At 69.6% G+C, this 13,230-nt stretch carries 11 protein-coding genes; 1 reads left to right on the top strand and 10 read right to left on the bottom strand.

What is annotated here, in order from left to right:
• Positions 1-318: 318 nt before the first annotated feature.
• Positions 319-2,874, bottom strand: a complete 2,556-nt coding sequence (locus ASC98_RS17800; RefSeq protein ID WP_235581307.1) for a 2-oxoglutarate dehydrogenase E1 component — start codon at positions 2,872-2,874, stop codon at positions 319-321.
• Positions 2,875-3,036: 162 nt separating this feature from the next.
• A complete protein-coding gene (locus tag ASC98_RS32135; protein ID WP_056811038.1) occupies positions 3,037-4,578 on the bottom strand; it encodes a methyl-accepting chemotaxis protein in 1,542 nt (513 codons plus the stop codon).
• 244 nt (positions 4,579-4,822) lie between these two features.
• Between ASC98_RS32135 and ASC98_RS17790 the strand changes: the two genes are divergently transcribed.
• Positions 4,823-5,284, top strand: a complete 462-nt coding sequence (locus tag ASC98_RS17790; protein WP_056811040.1) for a hypothetical protein — start codon at positions 4,823-4,825, stop codon at positions 5,282-5,284.
• Here the strand turns inward: ASC98_RS17790 and ASC98_RS17785 are convergent.
• From ASC98_RS17785 to gsiB, 8 genes are all read right to left on the bottom strand, one after another.
• Positions 5,262-6,548 carry a pitrilysin family protein gene (locus tag ASC98_RS17785; RefSeq protein ID WP_056811043.1) on the bottom strand — a complete coding sequence of 429 codons (1,287 nt, stop codon included), beginning with the start codon at positions 6,546-6,548 and terminating at the stop codon, positions 5,262-5,264. The genes ASC98_RS17790 and ASC98_RS17785 overlap by 23 nt on opposite strands.
• Positions 6,549-6,962: 414 nt before the next feature.
• Positions 6,963-7,460, bottom strand: coding sequence for an SRPBCC domain-containing protein (locus ASC98_RS17780; RefSeq protein WP_056811046.1), 498 nt, complete (start codon positions 7,458-7,460; stop codon positions 6,963-6,965).
• The gene (locus ASC98_RS17775) at positions 7,444-7,824 is read right to left on the bottom strand and encodes a helix-turn-helix transcriptional regulator (protein WP_056811049.1); all 381 of its coding nucleotides are present in this window, start codon (positions 7,822-7,824) and stop codon (positions 7,444-7,446) included. Before ASC98_RS17775 ends, ASC98_RS17780 begins: the two co-directional genes overlap by 17 nt.
• 82 nt (positions 7,825-7,906) lie before the next feature.
• Positions 7,907-8,740 (bottom strand): M55 family metallopeptidase, encoded by an 834-nt coding sequence (locus tag ASC98_RS17770; RefSeq protein ID WP_056811053.1) that lies wholly within the window; start codon positions 8,738-8,740, stop codon positions 7,907-7,909.
• Positions 8,737-9,816 (bottom strand): P1 family peptidase, encoded by a 1,080-nt coding sequence (locus tag ASC98_RS17765; protein ID WP_056811056.1) that lies wholly within the window; start codon positions 9,814-9,816, stop codon positions 8,737-8,739. The genes ASC98_RS17770 and ASC98_RS17765 overlap by 4 nt, the downstream gene beginning before the upstream one ends.
• Positions 9,816-10,724, bottom strand: coding sequence for a glutathione ABC transporter permease GsiD (gsiD, locus tag ASC98_RS17760; protein ID WP_056811059.1), 909 nt, complete (start codon positions 10,722-10,724; stop codon positions 9,816-9,818). Before gsiD ends, ASC98_RS17765 begins: the two co-directional genes overlap by 1 nt.
• Complete coding sequence (gsiC, locus tag ASC98_RS17755; protein WP_056811062.1) at positions 10,721-11,641, bottom strand: glutathione ABC transporter permease GsiC; 921 nt, start codon at positions 11,639-11,641, stop codon at positions 10,721-10,723. The genes gsiD and gsiC overlap by 4 nt, the downstream gene beginning before the upstream one ends.
• 10 nt (positions 11,642-11,651) lie before the next feature.
• The gene (gene gsiB, locus ASC98_RS17750) at positions 11,652-13,196 is read right to left on the bottom strand and encodes a glutathione ABC transporter substrate-binding protein GsiB (RefSeq protein WP_056811065.1); all 1,545 of its coding nucleotides are present in this window, start codon (positions 13,194-13,196) and stop codon (positions 11,652-11,654) included.
• Positions 13,197-13,230 lie beyond the last annotated feature (34 nt).

Raw genomic sequence — 13,230 nt, 5'->3', positions numbered from 1 at the left:
GTGATTCTTCGAGCACCTGGGCATGCTGCCACTTCGGGCAAACCCGCAATCGAGCGGCGGGGTTGTCACCGCCTGCAACCGCGGCATCGGCGCTGCGCCAGCGTCGGCATGCCGGCCGGTCCGGGCATCGGTGACCTGGTCGTCGTCCGGCACCCGGGGATGCAGTGTTTCGATTGGATGCGACTGCCCCGAGGTCACGCGCAGGTCCGGACGGAGGGATGGGCGAGAAAGATCCCCCTCACCGTTCGCCCTGAGCCTGTCGACGGGCCTGCGCGCAAGGCACAGGCTTCGACAAGCTCAGCCCGAACGGTTGGGGCATCAAGCTCCCAGCGCGCGCTCCACCAGCGCCTGCTGCTGCCGCTGGTGCACCGCCTGCGACGACACCGCGCCCGCCGCCGTCACCGCGCGCGACACCTCGCGCAGCGCCACGCCATGCGGGCAGGCGTCGGCCAGGTCGTCGCGCACGAAGGCCCAGGCGCCCTGGTTCCGCGTCTCTTCCTGCACCCACACGAGGTCGCGCAGCTGCGGGTAGCGCTGCAGCACGGCGCGCAGCCCGGCCTGCGGGAACGGGTACAGCTGCTCGAGCCGCACGATCGCCACGTCGGCCAGGCCTTGCGCCACGCGCGCGCAATGCAGGTCGTAGTACAGCTTGCCGCTGCAGACCAGCACCCGCGTCACTCGCGATGCATCGACGCATTCCGCATCGTCGAGCACCGGCTCGAAGCCGCCGGCCAGCAGCTCGCCGACCGTCGAATGCGACGCCGATTCGCCGTACAGCACCGCCTTCGGCGTCATCACGACCAGCGGCTTGGCCTGTTCGTCGAGTGCCTGGCGGCGCAGCAGGTGGAACCATTGCGCCGAGGTCGACGGGAAGGCCACCCGCAGGTTGTCGTCGCCGCACAGCTGCAGGAAGCGGCCGAGGAAGGCATTCGAATGCTCCGGTCCGACGCCTTCGTAGCCGTGCGGCAGCAGCAGCGCGAGTGCCGAACGGCAGCCCCACTTCGCTTCGCCGGCGCTGATGTACTGGTCGACATACACCTGCGCGCCGTTGACGAAATCGCCGAACTGCGCCTCCCAGATCGTCAGGCCGCGGCCCGCATCCTGGACGCTGTAGCCGTATTCGAAGCCGAGCACGGCCTCTTCCGACAGCACCGAGTTGACGACATCGAAGCGCGCTCCACCGGCATCGATCTGCTGCAGCGGCGTGAAGGTGCCGGGGCCGGTCGCCGCCTGGTTGTGCCAGACGGCCTGGCGGTGCATGAAGGTGCCGCGGCGCACGTCCAGGCCCGACACGCGCACGTCGGTGCCCGCGTCCAGCAGCGAGGCATAGGCCATGTTCTCGGCGAAGCACCAGTCGACGCGGGCCGCGTCGTCGAGCGCCGCATGCGACCACTTCTGCACCAGCGTGTGGATCACCGGGTGCGGCTGGAAGCCGGCCGGCAGCGTCGTCATCGCGGTCACGGCGGCCTGCAGGCGCTCGCGCGACCAGGCTGCACGCGACGGTGCTGCGGCAGCCCGCACGGCCGGGTCCGCGGGCGTCCTGCCTGAAGGCGCCTTGCCGGAGAACGCCTCGATCGCCGCGGCACGCCCGCCGGCGATGTGCGACGCCAGTTCGGCCTCGCTCGCGATCCCGGCCGCCACCAGCGCGGCAGCGTGCACCTCGACGACCGAGGGCTTCAGCTCGGCAAGCGGGTACACGCCCGGGCTGGTCAGCGCCGGCACGTCGTGCTCGGAATGGCCGAGCCGGCGGTAGCCGATCAGGTCGATCACGATGTCGGCGCCGAACTGCGCGCGGTACGCGAGTGCGATCTGCGCCGCCCGCAGCAGCTGCTCCGGCGCCTCGGCATTCACGCGCAGCACCGGCGCGTCGACCATGCGCGTCACATCGGTGCAGTAGCGCGCGGCCTGCGCGTCCATCGCGTTCGGTTCGGTGAAGCCGAGCTGGTTGTTGATGATCACGTGCACCAGGCCGCCGGTCGAATAGCCGTGCTTCTGCGTCAGCGCCAGTGTCTCCATCACGACGCCCTGCCCCGCGAACGCGGCATCGCCGTGCAGCACGACCGCCATCGCGTGGCGGTCGCCATGGCGCGCCTGGCTTGCGCGCGCCATGCCGGCCACCACCGGGTACACGCTCTGCAGGTGCGACGGGTTGTGCGCGAGCGTCAGCCCGATCTCGCCGTGCCGCGTCGCGATGCGGCGGTGGCCGCCCAGGTGGTAGACGAGGTCGAGGTGCTGCTCCGGATCGCGCGCCTGCGGATCGAGGTAGCCCATCGCCTCGGCCGCCGGCAAGCCCAGCAGGTTGACCAGCACGTTGACGCGGCCGCGGTGCGGCATGCCCATGAACACCTCGCCTACGCCGTGCGACGCGGCGCGTTCGAGCAGCGCGTCGAGCAGCGGCAGCAGCGCCTCGCAGCCTTCGAGCGAGAAGCGCTTGGCATGCGGAAAGCGCCGCGCCAGGTGGTGTTCCCAGGCCTGCACCCGGATCAGCCGGTCGAGCAGCCCGGTGCCCGGCGGAGCAGCTACCGGCACGGCCTCCATCTGCGCCTGCAGCCACGCGCGGCGCGCGTCGTCGCGCACCGCCGAAGCGTCGAGCGCGAGCGGCCCGCAGTACGCGGCCTTCAGGCGCCGGTCGAGCTCGCGCGCATCGCGCGCGCCCAGCCACGGCGTGCCGTCGGGCGTCAACGCGTCGGCGGGTGACAGCCCGAAGCGGTGCAGCGACAAGCCCTGCGCATCGAGCGGCCGCGACACGCCGAGCGGGTCGAGCGCCGCATGGCGGTGCCCGTGCGCGCGGTGCGCCTCGACGAAGCGGTGGATGTCCGGCGTGAGCCGGACGGGACGCAGGCGTGCGTCCTCGTGAAGCGAAGTGGTCAACATTCCGTCCTCCCTGACAGAAACTGCGGTGAAGTGATCCATGGAGCGAACTGCGCGAACGCGGACCGGTCGGCGCTCTGGTGGCGCCTGCCGTCCGATCGACTGTCTCCTCTCACCCCCGTGCCGCGTGCGGCACGGTCTCGCACATCCCGGAACGTCGGAACGTCACAGGGCGAACGAGCGGACCACGTCCGTCAATTGCTTCGCCTGGTCCTGCAGCGCGCGGGCCGATGCGGTGCCCTGCTCGACCATCGCGGCATTGCGCTGCGTGGAATCGTCCATCTGCAGGATCGCGCTGTTGACCTGCTCGATGCCCATGCTCTGCTCGCGGGCCGACGCACTGATCTCGGCCACGATCTCGCTGACGCGCTTGATGCTGCTGACGACCTGCTTCATCGTGACGCCGGCCTGCTCGACCATCTTGCTGCCTTCGTCGACCTGGTTCACCGACGCGTCGATCAGCGACTTGATCTCCTTGGCGGCCGTCGCGCTGCGCTGCGCGAGGCTGCGCACCTCGCTGGCCACCACCGCGAAGCCGCGGCCCTGCTCGCCGGCCCGCGCCGCCTCGACGGCGGCGTTCAGCGCGAGGATGTTGGTCTGGAACGCGATGCCGTCGATCACGCCGATGATGTCGGCGATCTTCTTCGACGAGGTCGAGATCGTGCTCATCGTGTCGATGACCTGGCCGACCACCTGGCCGCCCTGCGTCGCGACGCTCGACGCCGACACCGCCGACTGGTTGGCCTGGCTCGCGTTGTCGGCGCTCAGCTTCACGGCGGACGTCAGCTGCTCCATCGCCGACGCCGTCTGCTCCAGCGCGCTCGCCTGCTGCTCGGTGCGGGCCGACAGGTCGGTGTTGCCCTGCGACACCTCGTGCGCCGCGGTCGAGATGGTGTCGGCCCCGGTCCGCACCTCGGAGACGATGCGGTGCAGGCTGTCGACCATGTGTTGCAGCGCGGTGATCAGCCGGCCCACCTCATCCTTGCTCTGGACCCCGACCTGGTAGGTCAGGTTGCCCGCGGCGACCGATTCGGCGAGGTCGATCGCCCTCTGGATAGGGTGGGTGATGGAGCGGGTGATGGTCCAGGCGGTGCCGAGGCCGAGTAGCACGGCCAGGATCGAGGCGCCGATCATCTGCAGCTTCGCGGTGCGCGAGCTGCCCTTGGCGGTCGCCACGTCGTCGAGCATGCTCTGCGACTGGCGGGCCACCATCTTGTCGATCAGCGCGTAATAGCGCGCCTGCGGGGCGGCCATCTCGTCCTGGTAGACGGCCATCGCGTCGTCGCGCTTGCCGGCGGCCATCAGGTCGAAGACCTTGCGCACGACCACGCCGTACTCCTTGCGCGCCTTCGATTGCTCCTCGAATTGCGACTTGTCCTCGTCGGTGTGCAGCATCTTCTCGAAGTCGGCGAGGTTCTGCGTGTTCGCGGCACGGATCGAGGCGTACTCGTCCATGTACTTCTTCAGCTGGTCGGGGTTGCTGGACAGCAGGATGCGGCCGATCGTCACGGCGCCGTGGTCGCCCACCGTCTTGATCTTGTTGGCGAGGGCGATCTGCGCGTAGCGGTCGTCGACCACGCTGTCCATCACCGAACTCAGCCCGTTGAGGACCGAGGTGGCGACCGCGAGGATGACCAGCAGCAGCGCGATGACGACCGAGAAAGCCAGCGCGAGACGCGAACCGATGCGGAGGTTCGACAGATTCATTTTTTCTCCCTGAACATTGAGTTCAATGTCTCAATGGTGTTGAAACGTTTGCTTTTCGGCAGGTGCGACGGGTGCGTCGTCCTGCATGAATGGGCTTCAGAATTGGCTTTGCGACGCAATTCGTGTGAATTGCGTCCCGGTTATCGGCACTGCATTGGCAGGCCTGAGGCCGTTTCAGCGTGTTTCAGGACAATTCAGCCGCAAATTCAGCGCGGCCCTCGGCGAATCGACCACAGTGCTCGACATGTCCCGCGACACGCACCCGCCCGCGCCCGTGCCGTCCACCGCGACGGTGTTCCGGCTGTCGCTGTGGCGCGACGGCGCGCACGTCGGATGGCTGGGCGAAAGTGCCTCCGAATGGGCCATGCTGGTGCCCGACATCCGGCGCGCCTTGCTGCTGCAGACCTGCCCCTACAACGGCGCCGTCTATTACCTGGCGACGAGCTGGTGCGGGGCGCCCCAGCCCGCGAGCGACTTCCCGCGCTTCATGGCGGTCAGTGCCGATGCCTGCATCGGCTTCTACAGCTGGGCGAACGCGAGCGGCTTCACGCGCGAGGGCCGGCACCTGGTGGCCGACGACACCGGGCAGAAGCTCGCGTTGCAGTCCGCCCGCAGCGGGGACCTGTGCGCGTGGAACGGCTGCAGCGTGCTGGAGGTGGGCTTCGAGCCGGTCGCGACCGTCGTCAGTGCGCGGTTTCGCCGTTGAACAGCGCGCTGGCGCGCTCGCGCGCGCGCACCGGCACGCTGCCGGCGAGTGCGATGGCGGCGGTGCCGCGCAGCAGGCGGGCGAACACCTCGCGCACGTCGTGCGCCGACGCGGCCTGCAGCCGGGCGAGCCACTCGCCGCTGTCGCGCAGCCGACCGAACGTGAAGACGTCCTGCACCGCCGATTCGATGCGGCGGGTCGGCTGGTCGAGGGCGCGCAGCGTGCGCACCGCGATCTGGTTGCGGGCGCGCTCCAGGCCGACCGCATCGGTGCCGTCGGCCTGGCGGCGCAGCAGGTCGGCGACGGCCTCGAGGAACTCGTCGGCCTGCGCCGGCGCGGTCGCGGCCTCGATGACGAACTGGCCGGACGACGGCAGGATGTCGGCCGAGCAGGACGCGAAGTACGCCAGGCTGCGCCGCTCGCGGATCTCGTCGAGCAGCGGCGAGCTCATGCCCTCGCCGAGCAGCGCGGCGGCCAGCACGCTGTCGACGTGGCGGTCGTCGGCGAGCGCCGGGGCCTCGAAGCCGAGCACCGTGTGGCATTGGGCGCTGCCCGACATGCGGCGCAGCTTCAGGCCGCCGTGCCAGTCGGGATGCGGCACCGCGTTCGGCTCGCCGGCGGGCATCGCGGCGAACGCGGAATCGACCGCGCGCACGAAGGCGTCGACATCGACCGGCCCGGCCGCCGCGACGATCACGTTGGCCGCGGTGTACTGGCGCTGGACATAGGACAGCAGGTCGTCGCGGCTGAAGCGCTTCAGGTTGGCGCGGTTGCCGATCACCGGCTGGCCGGCCGGGTGCATGCCGTAGCAGGCGCGGTCGAACAGCTGGAAGGCCATCGCGGCCGGGTCTTCCTCGAACTCGGTGAACTCGTGCTCGATGACCTGGCGTTCGCGCTCCAGCTCCTCGGCCGGGAAGGTGCTGTGCAGCACGATGTCGGCGAGCAGGCCGACGAAGGCCGGCACGTCGCGCGCGAGGCCCTCGATGTGGAAGGCGGTGTGGTCCTTGTCGGTGTGGGCATTGACCTCGGCCCCGAGGCGTTCGGCATCGAGGTTGATGCGCTGGCAGTCGCGCGACTGCGTGCCCTTGAAGGCCATGTGCTCGACGACGTGGCTGATGCCGTTGAGCTGCCGCGATTCATGCAGGCTGCCGGTGCGGATGAAGACGCTGAGGCTGACCGTCTGCCGCCACGGCATCGGGATCGCGATGGCGCGCAGGCCGTTGGGCAGGGTGGCGAGCTGGGGGGTGGGGGCGGTGGGGTTCATGCTGGGTTGGCATGATGCCGCATCGGGGCGTCCGGGCCTCGGGCCTCGGGCCTCGGGCCTCGGGCCTCGGGCCTCGGGCCTCGGGCCTCGGGCATCGGGCATCGGGCATCGGCGCGAGCAAAGGCGCGGGTGGGCGGGCTGTGGCACGCCGGACGGGGCGGTCATCGGCCCACGGGGGCCGACGACTTCCCTCCGCTGGCTGGTTGGATGGCCCGTCGCCGAAACTCCCGCCACTCACTTCGTTCGTTGTGGTCAAACAGTCGGCGACAGTCAGTTCACGAACGCGCTGCGCGCGGGGCCATCCAACCAGCCAGCTCCGGCGCCCCGTCCCTATTGGCGCGCCACAGCCCGCCCACCCGCGCCTTTGCCGAACCGGCGGCTTGGTGCGTTTCCAGTCCTCCCCACGCTCTTCGTTCAGCTCAGGTGCGCCGCCAGCTGGTCGAACGTGCCGCCATAGCCCTGCGCCATCGAGGGCTGCAAGTTGTCGAAGAACTGGCGCTCCGCCGCCTCTTCGCCGAACGGCCTCGCCTGCAGCCGCACCGTCGTGATGCCGCCCTGTTCCGAGAACGTCACCGCGTTCTCGATCTCCATCGGGCAGTCCGCGCTGAACGGTGCGCGCGCAATGCCGCCGTGCGCATTCGCGAACGAGTTGAGCCACACCAGCCGCTCGCCGGCGACGATCTCGCGGTAGTTGAAGCGGCCCCACATCGTCGGCGCGCCGTCGAAATGCATCGCGTAGTGGAAGAAGCCGCCCGGCTGGAACTCGAAGCGGCGCACCTCGATCGTGCAGCCCTTCGGGCCCCACCAGCGCTGCAACTGCGCCCGCTCGCTCCAGGCTTTCCAGACGACGGCGCGCGGCTGCCGGAATTCGCGGGTGATGACGAAGCTCGTCGTGTCAGGGCTTGCGGACATGGCGTTTTCCTTTCGGTGTCGGCGTGGTTGTGGGGGTGGTGGAGGCCTGCGTGGACTGCAGGAAGGCATCGAGCCGGTCGAAGCTGTCTTCCCACAGCGCGCGGTACGGGGCGACCCACTGCGCGACGTCCTGCAGCCGCGCCGCCTCGAGCCGGCACGGCCGCGTCTGCGCGGCCCGGCTGCGCGAGATCAACCCGGCGCGCTCCAGCACCTTCAGGTGCTTCGAGATCGCCGGCTGCGACAGCGCGAACGGCTCGGCCAGTTCATTGACCGTCGCCTCGCCCGACGCGAGCCGCGCCAGCATCGCCCGGCGCGTCGGATCGGCCAGCGCAGCGAAGGTCAGGTCGAGCACATCGGAACCCATCGCATGGCCTCGTCTTTATATAACCAAGTGGAAATATAAAGAGCGATCCCGCGGCTGTCAACCCGGCCCGCGCCGCGGAGGATCAGCGCAAGGCGTTCGCCATCACCGACAGCGCGTTCAGGCTGCGCACGGCCTCGTGCACCGTGCCGCAGGCGACCGAGATCGTCTCGGCGTCCTCGCGCTGCACCGTGGGCCACAGCGCAAACGCATCGGCCAGCGCGGGCGTCTGGCATTGCACCCGCAGCATCGGCGACGTGGGCAGCCGCCACGGCGCGCGCGGCGCGGCGGCCACGCCCTGCACGGCGTCGCGCGAAGCCGCCTCGATCGCCGCGCGCGACTGCGCCGGCGACAACGAGCGCCCGCTGCGCGCGCCCTCCGACCACTTGACGACGGTGCAGGCCACGCCCGGCAGCAGTGCAGCGACCTCGGCCGCCATCACGTCGCAGCCGCTGGCCATCAGCACCGGCACGCCGAACTCGCCGGCCAGTGCCGCATACAGCCCGATCTCGCCGAGCTCCAGCCCGCCGAGCCAGACCCGCGCGAACGCGAAGCTGCTCGTGGTGTGCGCCAGCACGCCACGGCTCTTCGCGCGCGAATGCCAACCGATCATCAGCACGCCGTCGACGTTCTGATCAACGCCGGCCATCATCCCGAGCTGCCGCGGCTTGCCCTGGATCAGCTGTGCGCGCGGATCGATCTCGTCGGCCAGCAGGTTGCCGAAATGGCCGTGCGAATCGTTGACCAGCACCGTGCCGGCCCCGCCCGCGAAGGCGCCGCGCACCGCCGCATCGGCCTCCTGCGTCATCCAGCGCCGGGCCCGTTCGTAGTCGCCGTTGCCGGCCTGCGTCTGCTCGGGGCGCCACACGCCGGCCACGCCTTCGATGTCCACGGCCACCAGGATCGTCGGGGTCTTCATCTCTGCTCCATCAGCGCCCGCCAGTCGGGCGCGAGTTCGGTCAATGCATGGCGCGTGCGGCCGTCGCGGCCGCTCACCGTGGTGGCCGCGAACAGCGCATGCACGATGGCCTGCTCGGTGGCTTCGGCGGCGGCCTGGAACACGCCGTCGAGCGCCGCTTCGTGCAGCATCGCGAGGGCCGGCATCGGCTCGTCGGCCCGCTGCGGCACGCGCCACGCGGTGCTGAACGCGAGCGCGATGTCGCCGCTGCCATGCCCGTAGTCGGAACCGGTGCGCGCAAGGCCGGCCGCGGCTCGGCGCGCGACGCGGCCGAGTTGCCGCGCATCCAGCGGTGCATCGGTAGCCAGCAGCACGATGATCGAGCCGCGCTCCGGTCCGCCTTCAGCATCCACCCGCGCCTGCAACGCCGCGCCGATGCGGCGGCCAGCGATCGTCAGCGCCTCGGGCCGCCCGTGGTTCGCGAGCACCAGAGCGCCCACCGTCAGCGGGCGCCCCTGCCACGCCACCTGGCGCGACGCGCTGCCGATGCCGCCCTTCAGACCGTGGCACGACATGCCGCGGCCCGCACCGACGCTGCCTTGCGCAAACCCGCCCTGCCCGGCCCGCTGCGCATCGCGCGCCGCCGCCAGCGCCTGCGCCACATGCGACTCCTGCAGCGCCAGCGTGCGTGCATCGTTCAGCCAGCCGTCGTTGCATTCGAACACCAGCGGGTTCAGCGTCGGCAGGCTGCGCGTCAGTTCGGGGTTGTGCGCCATCGCATCGCGCACCAGCGCCGTCGCCGCGGTGCCGACCGCCAGCGTGCTGACCAGCGCGATCGGCGATTCGAGCGTGCCGAGCTCCTGCACCTGCATCAGCCCGACGCTCTTGCCGAAACCGTTGATCACCGCCAGCCCCGCCGGCAGCTTGTGCAGGAACAGGTTGCCCGGCTGCGGCAGCAGCACGGTGGCGCCGGTCTGCGTCGCGCCGTCATCGAGCGTGCAGTGGCCGAGCGCGACGCCGGGCACGTCGGTGATCGCATCGAGCGCCCCGGCGGGCAAGGTGCCCACGCGCGGCGCTCCGAGCGCCGTCAGCTCCATCAGAACTTGTCCAGCTTCGGGTCGAGCGCGTCGCGCAGGCCGTCGCCCAGCAGGTTGAAGGCCAGCACGGTGACGAAGATCGCGAGGCTCGGGAACAGCGCGACGTGCGGCGCATTCAGCATGTCGGCGCGCGCTTCGTTCAGCATCGCGCCCCACTCCGGCGTCGGCGGCTGCGCACCGAGGCCGAGGAACGACAGGCTGGCCGCGGTGATGATCGAGGTGCCGATGCGCATCGTCAGGTAGACCACCACCGACGCCACCGTGCCAGGCAGCAGGTGGCGCAGCATGATCACGGTGTCCGAGGCCCCGATCGAGCGCACCGCCTCGATGTAGGTCTGGTGCTTCAGCGACAGCACGTTGCCGCGCACCAGCCGCGCGAAGGCCGGCACGCTGAACACCGCCACCGCGAGGATCACGTTGACCATGCCGTTGCCGAGGATCGCGACGATGCCGATCGCCAGCAGGATGCCGGGGAACGCGAACAGCACGTCGGCCATGCGCATCACGATGCGGTCCCACCAGCCCTGGTAGTAGCCAGCCAGCAGCCCGAGCAGCGTGCCGATCACCGCGCCGGCGGCCACCGAGATGAAGCCGGCCGCCAGCGAGATGCGCGCGCCCATCAGGATGCGGCTGAAGATGTCGCGCCCGAGCGAGTCGACGCCGAACCAGTGCTTCGCCGACGGCGGCGTGTTCAGCGCGTCGTAGTCGAAGAAGTTCTCGGCATCGAAAGGCACGATCCACGGCGCGAGCGCCGCGACCAGCACCAGCAGCAGCACGAACACGCCGGCCACCAGCGCGACCTTCTGGCGCTTGAACTTGCGCCAGAACTCGGAGGCCGGCGTGCGCACCGCACCGGGTGAAACGGGTGGCGCCGCCGGAGGCGTCGTGGTGGGAGGGGTGGTGTTCACTGGAAGCGGATGGTCGGGTTGATCACGGCATACAGCACGTCGACCAGCAGGTTGATCAGGATGAACTCGAGCGAGAACAGCAGCACCAGCGCCTGGATCAGCGGGTAGTCGCGCATCTCGACCGCGTCGACCAGCAGCCGGCCCATGCCGGGCCAGTTGAAGACGACCTCGACGACGATCGAGCCGCCCAGCAGGAAGCCGAACTGCAGGCCCATCATCGTGACGACCGGGATCAGCGCGTTGCGCAGCCCGTGCTTGAACACCACCGGCAGCTCGCCCAGGCCCTTGGCGCGCGCCGTGCGCACGTAGTCTTCCTTCAGGATGTCGATGAACGAGCTCCGCGTGAAGCGCGCCATCACCGCGGCCACGCCGGCGCCGAGCGTCAGCGACGGCAGGATGTAGTGCTTCCAGCTGTCGGCGCCGACGGTGGGCAGCCAGCCGAGCTGCACCGAGAACAGCTGCATCAGCACCATGCCGAGCGCGAACGACGGGAACGAGATGCCCGAGATCGCGAGCGTCATGCCCAGCCGGTCGGGCCAGCGGTTGCGCCAGACGGCCGACGCCACGCCCAGCACCAGGCCGAGCAGCACCGACCAGCCCATCGCCGCGATCGTCAGGAAGAAGGTCGGGCCGAAGCGCTCGGCGATCTCGGTCGACACCGGCCGCTTGCTGCGGATCGACAGCCCGAAGTCGCCCTGCAGCGCATGGCTGAAGAAGCGCACGAACTGCTGCGGCAGCGGCAGGTCGAGCCCGAGGTCGCGCCGCACCAGCTCGACCGTCTCGGGCCCGGCATCGACGCCCGCCGCCAGCCGCGCCGGATCGCCGGGCAGCAGGTGGACGAACGCGAACACCAGCACCGCGACGATCAGCAGCGTCGGCAGCAGCCCCAGCAGGCGCTTGATCAGGTAGACGACCATGCTCGGTCGATCACTTCAACTCGACATCGTCGAAGTTGAAGCTGCCATCGGGAATGACGTAGAAGCCCGACAGGTTCTTCGCCCGCACCGACACCAGCCGCTCGGTCACCAGGAAGGCCCAGGGCGCGTCCTTCCAGATCTCCTTCTGCGCTTCGGTGTAGAGCTTCGCCTTCTCGGCCTTGTCGGTCGTCACCAGCGACTTCGCGATCGCGTTGTCGACCACCGCGTTCTTGTAGTACGCGGTGTTGAACAGCTTCGGCGGGAACGACTCCGATGCCAGCAGCGGGCGCAGCGCCCAGTCGGCCTCGCCGGTCGACGACGACCAGCCGACGTAATACATGCGCACCGGCGCGGTCGCCGGGTCCTGCGCACTCTCGACACGCTCGACGCGCTGGCCGGCTTCGAGCGCCTGCACCTGCAGCTTGATGCCCACCTGCGCCAGCTGCTGCTGCACGAACTGGATCACCTTCTGCGCCGTCGTGTGGTTGTAGGCCGACCACAGCGTCGTCTCGAAGCCGTTCGGGTAGCCGGCTTCCTTCAGCAGCGCGCGCGCCTTGGCCGGGTCGTAGGGCCACGGGCCGAGCTTGGCGGCGTATTCCACGCCGTGCGGCAGCACGCCCTCCGCGGGAATCGCGTAGCCGGAGAACGCCACCTTGATCAGCGCGTCCTTGTTGATCGCGTAGTTGATCGCCTCGCGCACCTTCGGGTTGTCGAACGGCTTCTGCTGCGTGTTCATCGACACGTAGCGCTGGATGATCGACGGCGATGCGGTGATCTCCAGGCTCGGCTTCTTCGACAGCGTCTCGACCGCTTCCGGCGGCACCGGGAACGCGAAGTGCGCCTCGTTGGTCTGCATCACCGCGGCGCGCGTGTTGTTGTCGACCACCGGCCGCCAGGTGATGCTGTCGACCTTCGGCCAGCCCTTCTTCCAGTAGCCGTCGAACTTCTCCACCTTCAGGTAGTCGGTGGCCTTCCACTCGACGAACTTGAACGGGCCGGTGCCCACCGGGTGCTGCGCGATGCCCTTGCTGCCGTACTGCGTCAGCGCCGCCGGCGAGATGATCACGCCCGACGGATGCGCCAGCGTGTTGATGAACGGCGAGAACGGCTCCTTCAGCGTGAAGCGCACCGTGGTGGCATCGAGCGCCTCGGTCTTCGCGATGTTCTTGTAGAGGTTGTAGCGCTTGAGCTTGTTGTCGGGGTTGGTCACGCGGTCGAAGGTGACCTTCACCGCTTCGGCGTTGAACGGCGTGCCGTCGTGGAACTTGATGCCGGTCTTCAGCTTGACGGTGTAGACCAGGCCGTCCTTGCTGGCGGTGTGGCTCTCGGCCAGCACCGGCACCATCTTCATGTCCTTGTCGAAGCCGTACAGGCCCTGGTAGAACGACTTCGCGACCGCCTGCGACAGCGTGTCGTTGGCGTCGTACGGGTCGGTCGTCGTGAAGGTCGACGCGACGGCGACGGTGATGTCCTTCGCGGCGTGTGCGGCCAGCGCGGTGCCGCCGACGGCAAGCGCCACGGCGAATCGAGAGAGAGCGGAATGTCGGGATGTCATCGATGTTCTCCTGGCTGGTACGACTTGGGAATTC

The organism is Rhizobacter sp. Root1238, assembly GCF_001425825.1.
Lineage (GTDB): Bacteria > Pseudomonadota > Gammaproteobacteria > Burkholderiales > Burkholderiaceae_C > Rhizobacter.
Note: the sequence above shows the minus strand (reverse complement) of the source record. Positions and strands in the feature narration are given on the sequence as shown.

Coding starts and splice junctions, on each gene's coding strand:
- ASC98_RS17800 (WP_235581307.1), bottom strand. CDS start 2,874: ATGTTGACCACTTCGCTTCACGAGGACGCACGCCTGCGTCCCGTCCGG.
- ASC98_RS32135 (WP_056811038.1), bottom strand. CDS start 4,578: ATGAATCTGTCGAACCTCCGCATCGGTTCGCGTCTCGCGCTGGCTTTC.
- ASC98_RS17790 (WP_056811040.1), top strand. CDS start 4,823: ATGTCCCGCGACACGCACCCGCCCGCGCCCGTGCCGTCCACCGCGACG.
- ASC98_RS17785 (WP_056811043.1), bottom strand. CDS start 6,548: ATGAACCCCACCGCCCCCACCCCCCAGCTCGCCACCCTGCCCAACGGC.
- ASC98_RS17780 (WP_056811046.1), bottom strand. CDS start 7,460: ATGTCCGCAAGCCCTGACACGACGAGCTTCGTCATCACCCGCGAATTC.
- ASC98_RS17775 (WP_056811049.1), bottom strand. CDS start 7,824: ATGGGTTCCGATGTGCTCGACCTGACCTTCGCTGCGCTGGCCGATCCG.
- ASC98_RS17770 (WP_056811053.1), bottom strand. CDS start 8,740: ATGAAGACCCCGACGATCCTGGTGGCCGTGGACATCGAAGGCGTGGCC.
- ASC98_RS17765 (WP_056811056.1), bottom strand. CDS start 9,816: ATGGAGCTGACGGCGCTCGGAGCGCCGCGCGTGGGCACCTTGCCCGCC.
- gsiC (WP_056811062.1), bottom strand. CDS start 11,641: ATGGTCGTCTACCTGATCAAGCGCCTGCTGGGGCTGCTGCCGACGCTG.
- gsiB (WP_056811065.1), bottom strand. CDS start 13,196: ATGACATCCCGACATTCCGCTCTCTCTCGATTCGCCGTGGCGCTTGCC.